The following is a 13,893-nucleotide window of genomic DNA, read 5'->3' on the forward strand; positions in this document are numbered from 1 at the left end:
GGATTGTCCGGCTATCGCGGCGCCCCTATATTGGCTGTCAACGATGGCGGAACAAGGAGACAGGCGCAATGAATCAACTGGATCTGAAGAATCGCGTGATGGTCGTGACGGGCGGCGCGCGCGGCCTGGGTTATGCGGTGGCGCAACGGGCGCTGCGTTCGGGCGCGGCGGTCGCGCTATGGGACATCGACGCCGAACGGCTTGAGCGCGCGCGCAGCGAGTTGTCGGAGCTAGGCAACGTTTCGGTGGCGACCGTCGAACTGACCGACGAGGCCTCGGTCGAGGCCGCCGCGCAGCAAACCGTGAACACGCACGGCGCGATACACGCGCTCGTGAACAGCGCGGGCATTACGGGCGGCAACGGCCTCACGTGGGAACTGCCCGTGGACGTGTGGCGCCGCGTGATCGAAGTGAATCTGATCGGCAGCTACCTCACTTGCCGCGCCGTGGTGCCGCGCATGATCGAGCAGGGCTATGGGCGCATCGTCAATATCGCTTCCGTGGCGGGCAAGGAAGGCAATCCGAATGCTTCGCACTACAGCGCATCGAAGGCGGGTGTCATCGGGCTGACGAAGTCGCTCGGTAAGGAGCTTGCCACGAAGGGCGTGCTCGTCAATGCCGTGACGCCAGCGGCGGCCAAGACCGAGATTTTCGATTCGATGTCGCAGCAGCATATCGATTACATGCTCTCGAAGATACCGATGAACCGCTTTCTCATGCCGGACGAGGCGGCCTCGATGATCGTGTGGCTCACGACGGAAGACTGCGCCTTCAGCACGGGCTCCGTGTTCGATCTTTCGGGCGGGCGCGCGACGTATTGAGGCGCGGCAACACGATAACGGCGCAGCGGCAATAAAAAAGCGCCGACAGGAGACATCGATGTCGATCACGGCACCTAACCTGGCATCTACGTTTGCAGAAGCCGCCGGCCGCAAGGCCATGCGCCGCCTCTTGCCCTTCCTGCTCCTGATGTACGTGCTCGCGTTTCTCGACCGCGCGAACATCGGCTTCGCACAAAAGGCGCTGCAGCACGATACGGGCCTTTCGGACGCGGCATTCGCGTTCGGCGCAGGCGTGTTCTTCGTCGGCTACGCGCTCTTCGAAGTGCCGAGCAATCTTGCGCTGCACCGCGTGGGCGCGCGTATCTGGATGTGCCGCATCATGGTCACATGGGGCCTGATTTCCGCGGCCATGGCGTGGGTGCAGTCGCCCACATCGTTCTACGTGCTGCGATTCCTGCTGGGCGCGGCCGAAGCGGGCTTCTTTCCCGGCATCATCTATTACCTCACGCAGTGGTTTCCGCAGTCCTCGCGTGCGCGCGCCATCGGCGTGTTTTATTTCGGCGCGCCGCTGGCGTTCATCTTCGGCGGTCCATTATCAGGACTTCTGATCGATATGCACGGCACCTTCGGGCTGGCGGGCTGGAAATGGCTCTTTCTCGTGGAGGGCGCGCTGGCCTCGGCCGTGGGCGTGTGGGCTTTCTGGTATCTCGTCGACAAGCCCGAGGACGCGCGCTGGTTGAGCGCCGATGAACGCCGCGCGCTTTCCAGTGCAATCCAGCTCGACGCACGCGCGGCAGCCGCGCACGGCCCGCGCGATGCGCTCGCCGCGCTGTTCGACCGCCGCGTGCTCGCGTATGCCGGCATCTATGCGCTGATCCAGATGAGCGTGTATGGCGTGATCTTCTTTCTGCCGCAGCAGGTGGCGTCGCTCGTGGGCGCCTCGGTGGGATTGAAGGTGGGCCTGCTCGCCGCCGTGCCGTGGCTGTGCGCCGTGGCGCTCACGTGGATCGTGCCGCGCCGTGCGGATCGCCTGGGCGGTCATCGCGCATGGGCGGCGCGTTTGCTCGTGATGTCCGGCGCGGGCATCGCGGTCTCGGGGCTGGCGGCGGGGCTTGGCGGCACCGCGGGCGCGATCGTCGCCATGGTCGGCCTGTGTTGTGCCGCGAGCGGCTTCATTGCGGCCCAGCCGCTCTTCTGGACCTTCCCGGCGCGCGACCTTGCGGGCGCGGCTTCGGCCAGCGGCATCGCGCTCATCAATTCGCTCGGCGGCCTGGGCGGCTTCGTCGCGCCGATGCTGCGCGCCGCCGCGGACCGCAATTTTGCCTCACACGCGGCGGGGCTCGAATTGCTCGGTCTTGCGAGCGTTTTTGCCGCGCTGCTCATTCTTATTGTCGCCCCGCGCGCCGTTACGCCGGCGGCTCGTGCATTCGAGCCGCCCGTGCGGCGCGCGCGTTAATCCACTACCCAGGAGCTACGTCACATGGCCATGCCAACCATCAAACACGTGCGAGCCTTCACCGTGCGCGGCGGCGGCGCCGATTATCACGATCAACCCGACGGCCACTGGATCGACGATCATATTTCCACGCCCATGGCGCGTTACCCTGAGTATCGTCAGAGCCGCCGCTCGTTCGGCATCGACGTGCTCGGCACGCTCGTGGTGGAAGTGGAGGCGAGCGACGGCACCGTGGGTTTTGCCGTGACCACGGGCGGCGAGATTGGCGCGTTCATCGTCGAGAAGCATCTCGCGCGCTTTCTGGAAGGGCAGCGCGTGACCGACATCGAGAAGATGTGGGATCAGATGTACTACGCCACGCTCTACTACGGCCGCAAGGGCGTCGTGCTCAACACCATTTCGGGCGTCGATCTCGCGCTGTGGGATTTGCTCGGGCAGATCCGCAAGGAGCCGGTTTATCAATTGCTCGGCGGCCCGGTGCGCGACGAGTTGATGTTCTACGCGACCGGCGCGCGCCCCGATCTCGCCAAGGAAATGGGTTTCATCGGCGGCAAACTGCCACTGCTCCATGGTCCGGCCGAAGGTGAAGAGGGCCTCAGAAAGAACATCGAACTGCTCGCCACCATGCGCGAGCGTGTGGGCGACGACTTCTGGCTCATGTACGACTGCTGGATGAGCCTCGACGTGCGATATGCCACGCGGCTTGCGCAAGCGGCGAAAGAATACGACCTGAAGTGGATCGAGGAATGCCTGCCGCCCGACGACTATTGGGGCTATGCCGAACTGCGCCGCAACGTGCCGCGCGGCATGATGGTCTCGACGGGCGAGCACGAAGCCACGCGCTGGGGCTTTCGCATGCTGCTCGAAATGGGCTGCTGCGACCTGATCCAGCCCGACGTGAACTGGTGCGGCGGCATGACCGAACTCATCAAGATTTCCGCGCTCGCCGACGCGCACAACGTGCTGGTCGTGCCGCATGGCTCCTCGGTGTACAGCTATCACTTCGTCGTCACGCGCCACAACTCGCCGTTCGCGGAATTTCTCATGATGGCGCCGAAGGCCGACAAGGTGGTGCCGATGTTCACGCCGCTTTTGCTCGACGAACCGGTGCCGTTAAAGGGCCGGCTCAAGGTGCCGGACGCGCCGGGCTTCGGCGTGCGTCTTAATCCGGACTGCAAACTATCGCGGCCTTACACGCACTGAGCGCACCAGGCGCAGCCGGCGCACTGGGCGCATCGGGCAAGGCTCATCAAAAGCGACGAGGAGAAACACGTGCTGCTCAAGGACAAGGTGGTGATCGTCACCGGCGGTTCGCGCGGCATTGGCCGCGCCATTGCGATTGCGAGCGCCCGCGAGGGCGCCGACGTCGCGATCAACTACTGGGGCGACAACGACGCTTCGTACGGCCGCCGCTCGGCGATCGACGAGGTGCTGGGCGAGATCGAGCGCCTGGGGCGCCGCGCGATCGCGCTGGAAGGCAACGTGGCCGCGCCGCAAACGGGTGTGGACCTCGTGCGCCAGACGGTGGAGCGCTTCGGCAAGGTCGATGTGCTCGCCAGCAATGCGGGCATCTGCCCGTTTCACTCGTTTCTCGACATGCCGCCCGCCGTGCTCGAACGCACGATAGGCGTGAACCTGAACGGCGCGTTCTACGTGACCCAGGCCGTCGCACGGCAAATGAAGGAACAGGGCACGGGCGGCGCGATCGTGGCGACGAGTTCGATCAGCGCGCTCGTGGGCGGCGGCATGCAGACCCACTACACGCCCACGAAAGCGGGTGTGCATTCGCTCATGCAGTCGTGCGCGATTGCGCTCGGGCCTTATGGCATACGCTGCAATTCGGTGTTGCCGGGCACCATCGCCACCGACCTGAACGCCGAGGACCTGAGCGACGCGAGCAAGCGCGCGTACTTCGAAAAGCGCATTCCGCTCGGGCGGCTGGGCGCGCCCGACGATGTGGCCGAATGCGTGGTGTTTCTCGCCTCGGACCGCGCGCGCTATGTGACGGGCGCGGCGCTGCTCGTGGATGGCGGGCTCTTCGTGAATCTGCAGTGAAGAAGCCTTTGGCGAATGGATCAATGAGGCGCGAGCGCGGCCGCGTGCGAACCACTGTGAGCGATATCGTCCATCTTGAAGGGTTGCGAAAAGCGCCGCAGCAAGCCCACGAAATGCTCGGCGGGCTCGGCAAGCGGCTCGTTCTTGCGCGTGAGCACGCCGTAGCCCGGCAGGCTCTTGCCGATTTCGAGCGGCAGCACGACGAGCAGCTTGCCGCGCACGTGATCGCGCACGACCGGTTCGGGCAGCATGGCCACGGCGTCGAAGCTTTCGAGCAGTTGCAGCGTGGCGAAGATCGAAGCCGATTCCGTGAGATTGGGGGGCGTGCCGAGACCGGCGCGCGCGAGTTCGCCTTCGAACAACTCGCGCGCGGGGCTCGTAATGGGCTGCGCCACCCACGGCCAGTCCATCAGTTCCGCGAGCGTGACCTGCTCGCGCCGCGCGAGCGGATGGCGCGCGCGCACCACGAGCACGAGCGTTTCGCGCGCGATGGGCTCGAAGCTGAAATCGTTGTGCTGGAGCGGCGTGGTGAGGCGCCCGAGCGCGAGATCGACTTCGCGGCGATGCAGCAACTGCACGACCTGGTCGCTCGTTTCGCCGAGAATGCGCACGTGCAGCAGCGGCCGTTCGGTCTTGAGCGTGGCGACGGCTTGCGCGAGCAAATCGGGCGCGGCGCCCATGATCGCGCCCACGGTGAGCTGGCCGTGGCCGCCGCGGCGCTTCACGTCGAGATCCTCGGCAAAGCGCGTGAGTTCGGCGAGCGCGCGGCGCGCGTAGGCGAGCGTGACGACGCCGAGCGCGGTGGGCTGCATGCCGCGCGCGTTGCGCTCGAACAGACGGAAGCCGAACGCTTCCTCGATGTCGCTCAGCATGCGGCTCGCGCTGGGCTGGGCGACGTTGATGGCGTCGGCGGCTTGATGAACGTTGCGCGCGTCGTCGAGCGCGACGAGCAGGGCGAGGTGTTTGAATCTGAGCCGGTTGACGAGCGCGACGACAGCAGTTTGATGATTCATGGAGCGATCCGGTTTGTGCATCGCCCGATCCCAACATCGGATTGGTTGGCTATCGATGCGGGAATTATAGTCGGATCACCACGCCGGTAACTACGTAATAACGCCACGTAAAAGCGCGTGCCGCCGCGCGGCGAAGCCAGGGCAAATACCGAGGCAACGCGCGTACCAACGACATAAGCGCACGCCGAAACAAAGCTGGACGGAGACACGATCATGGAGACAATTGCGTTTCGCATGCAGCTCGATCCCGGCAAGCGGGACGAATACGAGCGGCGTCACCGCGAAATCTGGCCCGAGCTGGCGAGCGCGCTGCGCGAGGCGGGCGTGAAGCAATACCGCATCTTTCTCGACGAAGCGACGCATCATCTATTTGCCGTGCTCGAACGCCGCGACGATCACACCATGGACGCGCTACCCGCGTTGCCCGTCATGCGCAAATGGTGGGATTACATGGCCGACATCATGCAGACGGATGCGCACAACGCGCCGCTGCAACAGCCGCTCGTGCAGGTCTTCCATTTGCCTTGAGCACACGCGAGGAACATGCCATGCAGGTCGTCGATCCGCACGTCCACTTCTGGAACCTCGATACGCATCATTACCCGTGGCTCGCGAATCCGGGCACGTCGTTCGTGGGCGATGCGCGCGAACTCAAGCACAACTATCTACCCGAGGACTTGCTGCGCGAGGCCGGCGACATCGACGTGCTCAAGGTCGTGCACGTCGAGGCGAATCACGATCCCGACGATCCCGTGGAAGAAACGCGCTGGCTCGAGTCGATTGCGGATAACGCAGCGAACGCAGGCGCGGCGTGCGCGTTTCCCGATGCCATCGTCGCCGCGTGCGACCTGACCGCGCCCAACGCTGCGGCGGTGCTCGAAGCGCACGCGGCTTTTGCGCGTACGCGCGGCATTCGCCAGATTCTCAACGTTCACGAGAACACGCTCTACGACTATGTGGGCCGGCACTACATGCGCGAGGCAACGTGGCGCGAGAATTTCGCGCTGCTGGAAACACACGGCCTGTCGTTCGACCTGCAGCTTTATCCCTCGCAGATGGAAGAAGCGGCCGCGCTCGCGCGTGCGCATCCCGGCATTGCGCTCGTGATCAACCACGCGGGCATGTTCGTCGACCGCAACAGCGTGGCGGGTTATCGCGCATGGCGCGACGGCTTGCGCCTGCTTGCGGCATGCCCGAACGTGAGCGTGAAAATCAGCGGACTGGCGATGTTCGACCATGAGTGGAGCGTCGAGAGCCTGCGCCCTTATGTGCTCGAAACGATCGACGCGTTCGGCGCCCAGCGCGCGATGTTCGCCTCGAACTTTCCGGTGGACCGTCTCTTTGGCGGTTATTCGAAGCTTTGGCACGCGTATGCGTCGATTGTGAGCGGCGCGAGCGAAATTGAACAAGCGGCGCTGTTTCGCGGCAACGCCGAACGTATCTACCGCATCTGAGTGTGCGCGCAACGACATGGAGACAGGCGTGGAAGCAGAAGCAAAAGTCGGGGCCGGCAATACTCCGCGGCTCGAACTGCGTAACGCGAGCAAGTCGTTCGGGCGCGTGCGCGCGCTCATCGACGGCAGCTTGAGGCTCATGCCCGGCGAGGTGCACGCGCTGCTCGGCGAAAACGGTGCGGGCAAGTCGACGCTCGTGAAGATACTCGCGGGCGTATACCGGCCCGATGCCGGTGAAATGCTTGTCGACGGCGTGGCGCGCGAATTCTCGACGCCCGCCCAGGCGCGCGACGCGGGTATCGCGGTGATCTATCAGGAGCCCACACTGTTCTTCGATCTTTCGATTGCGGAGAACATCTACATGGGCCGTCAGCCTGTGGATCGCGTGGGACGCATCGACTATGTCTCGATGCATCGCGAAGTGGCGGCGCTGCTCGAATCGCTAGGCGTCGAACTGAAGCCCGAGCGGCTCGTGCGGGGGCTTTCGATCGCGGACCAGCAGGTGATCGAGATTGCCAAGGCGCTTTCGCTCAACGCGAACGTGCTGATCATGGACGAGCCCACGGCCGCGCTTTCGCTGCCGGAGGTCGAGCGGCTCTTTACGATTGCACGCACGTTGCGCGACCGCGGCGTGGCGATTCTCTTCATCACGCACCGGCTCGAAGAAGTGTTCGCGCTCACGCAGCACGTGACGATCATGCGCGACGGCGCCAAGGTGTTCGACGCGCCCACGGCCACGCTCAAGACTCAGGACATCGTCGCGAAGATGGTGGGGCGCGACCTCGCCACGTTCTATCCGAAGGCCGACGTGCAGCCAGGCGAGGCGATGCTGCGCGTACGCGGCCTGACGCGGCGCGGCGTATTCAAGGACATTTCGTTCGACGTGCGCGCGGGCGAGATCGTCGCGCTCGCGGGACTCGTGGGCGCGGGGCGCAGCGAGGTGGCGCGCGCGATATTCGGCATCGACCCATGCGATGCGGGGCAGGTGCAAATAGCAGGCAAGCTCCTCGCGTCAGGCAAGCCAGCCGCCGCCGTGAAAGCGGGGCTTGCGCTCGTGCCGGAGGACCGGCGTCAGCAGGGTCTCGCGCTCGAACTGAGCATTGCGCGCAATGCGTCGCTCACCGTTCTCGGGCGGCTCGTGCGCTTCGGTCTCATTTCCGCGGGGCGCGAAGCGCAGCTTGCGGGGCGGTGGGGCACGCGCCTGCGCCTGAAAGCGAGCGATCTGAACGCACCCGTCGGCACGCTTTCGGGCGGCAACCAGCAGAAGGTCGTGCTCGGCAAGTGGCTCGCCACGGGGCCGAAAGTGCTCATCATCGACGAACCGACGCGCGGCATCGACGTGGGCGCGAAGGCGGAAGTCTACGGCGCGCTCGCGGAACTCGTAAAAGAAGGCATGGCCGTGCTGATGATTTCCAGCGAACTGCCCGAAGTGCTCGGCATGGCCGACCGCGTGCTCGTCATGCACGAAGGCCGCATTACCGCCGACATTGCGCGTGCCGATGCCAACGAAGAGCGCATCATGAGCGCGGCGCTTGGCGAAACCAACATTCATCTGGGGCACGCCGCATGATGCGCCATTCCACTTCTCCTCATTCCCTGCGCGGCGGCGAGCCGAATGCGCGGCGGCAGCGGCACAACGCGGGCGCGTGGGCCGAAGCGCTGGCGCGCAGCCGCGAGAGCACGCTTTTTGTGGTTCTGCTGCTGATCGTGGGCGGTACGGCGCTCGCGCGGCCGCAATTCCTCAATCTGCAAAATCTGCGCGACGTGTTGCTCAATGTTTCCATTGTGAGCTTGCTCACGGCGGGCATGACGATCGTGATCCTCATGCGCCATATCGATCTATCGATCGGGTCGACGGTTGGCGTCAGCGCCTACGGCGTGGGCAGTCTGTACGTAGCGTTCCCGCATATGCCGGTGCTCGTGGCGTTGGTGGCGGGGCTCGCCATCGGACTCGTTGCGGGCGCAATCAATGCGCTGCTCGTGGCCGTGGGGCGTGTGCCATCGCTAGTCGCGACGCTTTCCACGCTCTACATTTTCCGGGGCGCCGATTACGCGTGGGTGCACGGCGGCCAGATCAACGCAACGAGCCTGCCCGACGCGTTTTCGCGCCTCGCCACAGGCTCCGTGCTCGGCATTCCGGTGCTGGCGCTCATCGCGCTCGTGCTGCTCGCTGCGCTTTCGGTCTATCTCAAGCAGTTCCGGCCCGGCCGCGAGTACTACGCCATCGGCTCGAATCCGGAGGCCGCGCGCCTTGCCGGCATCAACGTGGAACGCCGCGTGGCGACGGGCTTTTTGATCAGCGGCGCGATTGCGGGCCTCGCGGGCGCACTATGGCTCGCCCGCTTCGGCACCGTGGATGCGAGCACGGCGAAAGGCATCGAGCTGCAGGTGGTCGCGGCCGCCGTGGTCGGCAGCGTGGCGATCACGGGCGGCGTGGGCACGATACTCGGCGCGACGCTCGGCGCGCTCGTGCTGGGCGTGATCAGCATCGCGCTCGTGGTGCTGCACGTTTCGCCGTTCTGGGAACAGGCGATTCAGGGCGCGCTGATCGTGGCCGCCATCGCCGCCGATACGCTGCTCGCCCGCTCCGTGGCAAAACGCATGATGAGGAAACGCGACCATGGCTAAGAACGCCCCGAAACCCGACGCCGCGCTGCTCACGCGCAAGCCCGGCTTGCCGCTGAGCTGGGAGGCGCTGCTCGTTGTCATTCTCATCGCGTCGCTGGCGGTGGGGCGCGTGCTCTCGCCCGTGTTTCTCACGGGCGCGAACATCAGCAACGTACTCGCCGATCTCACCGAAGTCGCGCTCATGGCCTTGCCGATGACGCTCATCATCGTCGCCGCCGAAATCGATCTTTCGGTGGCCTCGGTGCTCGGCGCCTCGAGCGCGTTGCTGGGCGTGCTCTGGCACATGGGCTTGCCGATGCCCCTCGCCATGGTGCTCGTGCTCGTGGCGGGCGGCCTCGCGGGCCTCTTCAACGGGCTCGTGATCGTGAAGCTCAATCTGCCTTCGCTCGCGGTCACGATCGGCACGCTGGCGCTCTTCCGCGGGCTGGCTTACGTGCTGCTCGGCGACCAGGCGATTGCCGATTTTCCGCCGGGCTACACGCTATTCGGCATGAGCAACCTGGGCAGCACCTTCATTCCGTTGCCGTTCCTGATCGTCGCGGCGGCCGCCGTCGTGTTCACCATTCTGCTGCAAGCTACGGCGTTTGGCCGAAGCCTGTACGCCATCGGCGCCAATAGCACGGCGGCGTCGTTCTCGGGCATCGACGTGCCGAAGATCAAACTGCGCCTGTTCGTGATGTCGGGCGTGATGAGCGCGCTCGCCGGTATTGTCTATACGCTGCGCTTCACGAGCGCGCGCGGCGACAACGGCGAGGGCTTCGAGCTTTCGGTGATCGCGGCCGTGCTGTTCGGCGGCGTGAGTATTTTCGGTGGGCGCGGGTCGATGTACGGCGTGCTGCTCTCGCTCCTGATCGTAGGTGTCCTGAAGAATGCGCTCACGCTTGTCGATGTGTCGAGCGAAACGCTCACGATCGTGACGGGCGCGCTGCTGCTGGCTTCAGTGCTCATTCCGAATCTCGCGGCGCGCTGGCGCACTCTGCGCGACCGGCGCGCGCTTGCGCGGGCGGCTTGAACGCGGTGTGAAAGAAGGCAAGGAAGCAGAAGGGAAAAAAGCAGGCAGTCAATCAGCCGGAAGCGTCCGGTACCCATCGAGGAGACGATTCATGAAAAAGCCAGTACGTCACGTGTGCACGGCCCTGCTGTGCGCGATGCTAGTGGGAGGCGCAGTTGCGGCGAATGCGGCCGGCATCAAGGACGGATTGAAGATCGCGTTCGTGCCCAAGCAGATCAACAACCCTTACGAGGTGATCGCCGATAACGGCGGCATGGAAGCGATCAAGGAGTTCAAGGGCGACGGCAAGGTGGTCGGGCCATCGGACGCGGGCGCGTCTTCGCAGGTCTCGTACATCAATACGCTCACCACGCAGCACCAGGATGCCATCGTGATCGCGGCCAACGATGCGAATGCGCTCGTGCCGTATTTGAAGCGCGCGATGGACCAGGGCATCAAGGTTGTCACGTTCGACTCGGACACGGCGCCGGAGGGGCGGCAGATCTTCGTGAACCAAGCGAATGCGGAGAGCATTGGGCGCGGCCAGATCCAGCTCGTTTCGAAGCTGATGGGCGGCGAGGGCGAGTTCGCGATTCTCTCGGCCACGCCTAACGCGACGAACCAGAACACCTGGATCAAGTGGATGCAGGAGGAACTGAAGAAGCCCGAGTATTCGAAGATGAAGCTCGTGAAGATCGCGTACGGCAACGACGACGACCAGAAGTCCTTCGTCGAAACGCAGGGCTTGCTGCAGGCCTATCCGAACCTGAAGGCGATCGTTGCGCCCACATCGGTCGGCATCGCCGCGGCGGCGCGCTATATCTCCTCGTCGCCGAGCAAGGGGAAGGTGGTGGTGACGGGCCTTGGCACGCCTAACCAGATGCGCGCGTTCGTGAAGAACGGCACCGTGAAGGCGTTCCAGCTTTGGGACCCGGGTGCGCTCGGTTACCTCGCCGCGTATGCGGCAGCCAATCTCGCATCGGGCACGATCACGGGCAAGGAAGGCGAGTCGTTCGATGCGGGCAAGCTCGGCAAGCGTACGATCGGCAAGAGCGGTGAAGTGATTCTCGGGCCGCCCACGACGTTCGATGCTTCGAATATCGATAAATTCAACTTCTGATTGGCGCCGCTGCGCTGCCTGACGCGGCGTGCGGAACGATCTGGCGACCCGGCTTTGCCGGGTCGTTTGCCATTGGCCGCCCAAACGGGACACGCTGAAATTTGTCTGTAAGTAGCGCTTGTTAGAGTCCGTGAAAGCAGTGGCTTTCGCGGCCGTCAACACAAGGGCGACTTCTCATGGCTATTGTCCGCGCATGCGCGTTCTTTCTGGCGCTGCTTCTCGGTGCGCCCGTCTGGGCCTACCAGACGCGTGTCGTCTCGATCCCCAGCGCCGCGATGCAGCGCTCGTTCGACGCGACCGTCGTCTTGCCCGACGATTACGCGCGCGGCAACCGCGCCGCGCGCTTTCCCGTGGTCTACGTGCTGCACGGCTCGGGCGGCAGTTATGCCGACTGGACTTCGAACACCCGCATCGGCAAGCTCGCCGATCGCTATCACGTGGTGCTGGTGATGCCGGACGGCGGGCACGAGAGCTGGTATATCGACAGTCCGTTCGATCGGAACAGTCGTTATGAAACGTATGTGGGTAGCGAGGTCGTGTCGTATATCGACATGCATTTCCGCACGATCGCCACGCGCGAGGCGCGCGCGATCACAGGCTTGAGCATGGGCGGCTTCGGCGCGCTGCGTATTGCGCTGGACCGCCAGGAAACTTTCGGTGCGGCGGGCAGCATCAGCGGCGCAGTCGATCCGCGCAACTGCGAAGACGAACCCGGCATCGATCACGTATTCGGCGATCCCGCGCGGCACGCGTCGTTCTGGAACAGCAATGCGATCGTGGATAGCGCGCAGGACTTCGAGCACGCGCATATCGCGCTTACCATCGACTGCGGCGTAAGCGACTTCTTCGTGCAGTCGAACCGCGCGCTGCACGAAAAGCTCGTCGAACTGGGCGTGCCCCACGACTACGCGGAACGCCCCGGCGGCCATACGTGGTCGTACTGGTCGAACTCGATCCGCTACCAGGTGCTTTTCTTCGCCACAGCGTTCCAGCACGCCGGCTGGCATCCGCAGGCAGCGTGACGCGGCGCGTGCCCGTGATGGGCGCGCGTTTGCCATCGTCCTTCCGTCACACGATTGCCGCCGGCGAGTGTCCAGTGCGCGTCGTCCGATGCGTGTCCGATATCAGGCACCGCGCTTGCTACCATCATTCGGCAGGGGCGGGCGCGGGAATCCGCCCCGCTCAATAGAGGCCGGGCATCGAGCGACCGCATGCGGCGCCGGAGCGCGGCCACCACCCCAGAGCCGAATTACACAAGATGCAGGAGGACGTCATGCTTCAATACGCTGTCATTTTCTTTATTATCGCGATCATCGCTGCCGTGTTCGGTTTCGGTGGCATCGCGGCGGGTGCGGCATCGATCGCCAAGATCCTGTTCTTCATTTTCCTCGTGGTTTTCCTCGTTACGTTGCTGCTCGGCGTCGTGCGCAGGGGCTAACCGGCGAGTTACGCGCGTTGCAATGTAATTGCAGCCCGCCTGCGCGGGCTGCTTTTTTGCGTTCCGCGCCAGCGCTTCGGCCATCGATTCGTATTGCGAATTAAATGCGTGCGCTGACGGGAAACGGAATCAGGCGATGGTGTCCACCACGCCGCCATCCACGCGCAGCGCCGCGCCCGTCGTGGCGGATGCCTCTTTCGAGCACGCGTAGACAATCATGTTCGCCACTTCCTCCACGCTCGCTGCGCGGCGGATGATGGAAGACGCCCGATGCGTCTGCACGAACTCGGCCGCGACTTCCTCGACGCTTTTACCCGATGCGGCCACTTCGTCCTTGAGCATTTGCGTTACGCCATCCGAAAGCGTCGGCCCCGGCAGCACGGAATTGACCGTGACGCCCGTACCCGCGAGACGCTTGGCAAGGCCGCGCGCGAGCCCGAGTTGCGCGGTTTTTGTCATGCCGTAGTGGATCATGTCGGCGGGAATGTTCAGCCCCGATTCCGATGAAATAAACACGATGCGCCCCCAGCCGCGCTTGACCATTGCATTGGCGTAAGCACGCGAGAGCCGCACGCCCGACATCACGTTCGTTTCGAAGAAGCGCAGCCATTCGGCATCCGGAATCTCGAAGAAGTCCTGCTGCTGGAACACGCCGAGATTGTTCACGAGGATGTCCACCTGCGGATGCGCCTTCACCAGCGCGTCGCATCCTTGAGCATTGGAAAGATCGCCGACGAAGCCCAGCACCCGCGCGCCGGGCGCCGCGGTGCGCAGCGCGGCCTCGGCTTCGCGCACGCTTTCGGTGTGACGGCTGCTGACGATCACGTCCGCGCCCGCAAGCGCGAGGCCCCTGGCTGCGGCGAGACCGATGCCGGCCGCCGAGCCGGTGACGAGCGCGAGTTTTCCAGTCAGATCGATTTTCATGCGGGCTCCTTGAGGGGGGGCTTTTCATCGTG

General features: G+C 64.6%; 14 protein-coding genes. 12 read left to right on the forward strand and 2 right to left on the reverse strand.

The window, feature by feature from the left end:
* The first annotated feature begins 68 nt into the window (after positions 1 to 68).
* The 4 genes from U5768_RS10700 to U5768_RS10715 all read left to right on the forward strand — a co-directional run bounded on the left by U5768_RS10700 (position 69) and on the right by U5768_RS10715 (position 4,293).
* A complete protein-coding gene (locus U5768_RS10700; protein ID WP_322030353.1) occupies positions 69 to 821 on the forward strand; it encodes an SDR family NAD(P)-dependent oxidoreductase in 753 nt (250 codons plus the stop codon).
* 58 nt (positions 822 to 879) lie between these two features.
* Positions 880 to 2,238 carry an MFS transporter gene (locus U5768_RS10705; RefSeq protein WP_322030354.1) on the forward strand — a complete coding sequence of 453 codons (1,359 nt, stop codon included), beginning with the start codon at positions 880 to 882 and terminating at the stop codon, positions 2,236 to 2,238.
* Positions 2,239 to 2,262: 24 nt separating this feature from the next.
* The gene (gene rhmD, locus U5768_RS10710) at positions 2,263 to 3,441 is read left to right on the forward strand and encodes an L-rhamnonate dehydratase (RefSeq protein ID WP_322030355.1); all 1,179 of its coding nucleotides are present in this window, start codon (positions 2,263 to 2,265) and stop codon (positions 3,439 to 3,441) included.
* A gap of 69 nt (positions 3,442 to 3,510) precedes the next feature.
* A complete protein-coding gene (locus U5768_RS10715; protein WP_322030356.1) occupies positions 3,511 to 4,293 on the forward strand; it encodes an SDR family NAD(P)-dependent oxidoreductase in 783 nt (260 codons plus the stop codon).
* A gap of 20 nt (positions 4,294 to 4,313) precedes the next feature.
* On the opposite strand, the gene U5768_RS10720 is transcribed toward U5768_RS10715, so the two are convergent.
* On the reverse strand, positions 4,314 to 5,306 hold the full coding sequence (locus U5768_RS10720; protein ID WP_322030357.1) for a LysR family transcriptional regulator: 993 nt from the start codon (positions 5,304 to 5,306) through the stop codon (positions 4,314 to 4,316).
* 213 nt (positions 5,307 to 5,519) lie between these two features.
* Here U5768_RS10720 and rhaM point away from each other — a divergent pair, with 213 nt between their 5' ends.
* The 8 genes from rhaM to U5768_RS10760 all read left to right on the forward strand — a co-directional run bounded on the left by rhaM (position 5,520) and on the right by U5768_RS10760 (position 12,937).
* The gene (gene rhaM / locus U5768_RS10725) at positions 5,520 to 5,834 is read left to right on the forward strand and encodes an L-rhamnose mutarotase (protein ID WP_322030358.1); all 315 of its coding nucleotides are present in this window, start codon (positions 5,520 to 5,522) and stop codon (positions 5,832 to 5,834) included.
* Between the two features lie 20 nt (positions 5,835 to 5,854).
* Complete coding sequence (locus tag U5768_RS10730; protein WP_322030359.1) at positions 5,855 to 6,760, forward strand: amidohydrolase family protein; 906 nt, start codon at positions 5,855 to 5,857, stop codon at positions 6,758 to 6,760.
* 28 nt (positions 6,761 to 6,788) lie between these two features.
* Positions 6,789 to 8,330, forward strand: coding sequence for a sugar ABC transporter ATP-binding protein (locus U5768_RS10735; protein ID WP_322030360.1), 1,542 nt, complete (start codon positions 6,789 to 6,791; stop codon positions 8,328 to 8,330).
* The gene (locus U5768_RS10740; RefSeq protein WP_322030361.1) at positions 8,327 to 9,388 is read left to right on the forward strand and encodes an ABC transporter permease; all 1,062 of its coding nucleotides are present in this window, start codon (positions 8,327 to 8,329) and stop codon (positions 9,386 to 9,388) included. The genes U5768_RS10735 and U5768_RS10740 overlap by 4 nt, the downstream gene beginning before the upstream one ends.
* Positions 9,381 to 10,400 (forward strand): ABC transporter permease, encoded by a 1,020-nt coding sequence (locus U5768_RS10745; RefSeq protein ID WP_322030362.1) that lies wholly within the window; start codon positions 9,381 to 9,383, stop codon positions 10,398 to 10,400. Before U5768_RS10740 ends, U5768_RS10745 begins: the two co-directional genes overlap by 8 nt.
* Positions 10,401 to 10,491: 91 nt before the next feature.
* Positions 10,492 to 11,499, forward strand: a complete 1,008-nt coding sequence (rhaS, locus tag U5768_RS10750) for a rhamnose ABC transporter substrate-binding protein (RefSeq protein WP_322030363.1) — start codon at positions 10,492 to 10,494, stop codon at positions 11,497 to 11,499.
* 176 nt (positions 11,500 to 11,675) lie between these two features.
* Entirely contained in the window at positions 11,676 to 12,521 is an 846-nt protein-coding gene (locus tag U5768_RS10755; RefSeq protein ID WP_322030364.1) for an alpha/beta hydrolase family protein, read from the forward strand.
* A 251-nt stretch (positions 12,522 to 12,772) separates the two neighbouring features.
* Positions 12,773 to 12,937 carry a DUF1328 family protein gene (locus U5768_RS10760; RefSeq protein WP_027820439.1) on the forward strand — a complete coding sequence of 55 codons (165 nt, stop codon included), beginning with the start codon at positions 12,773 to 12,775 and terminating at the stop codon, positions 12,935 to 12,937.
* 129 nt (positions 12,938 to 13,066) lie between these two features.
* Here the strand turns inward: U5768_RS10760 and U5768_RS10765 are convergent, their stop codons facing one another.
* Entirely contained in the window at positions 13,067 to 13,861 is a 795-nt protein-coding gene (locus tag U5768_RS10765) for an SDR family oxidoreductase (protein ID WP_322030365.1), read from the reverse strand.
* Positions 13,862 to 13,893: the final 32 nt, after the last annotated feature.

Source organism: Paraburkholderia sp. J76 (genome assembly GCF_905220295.1).
In the GTDB taxonomy this organism is placed as follows: domain Bacteria; phylum Pseudomonadota; class Gammaproteobacteria; order Burkholderiales; family Burkholderiaceae; genus Paraburkholderia.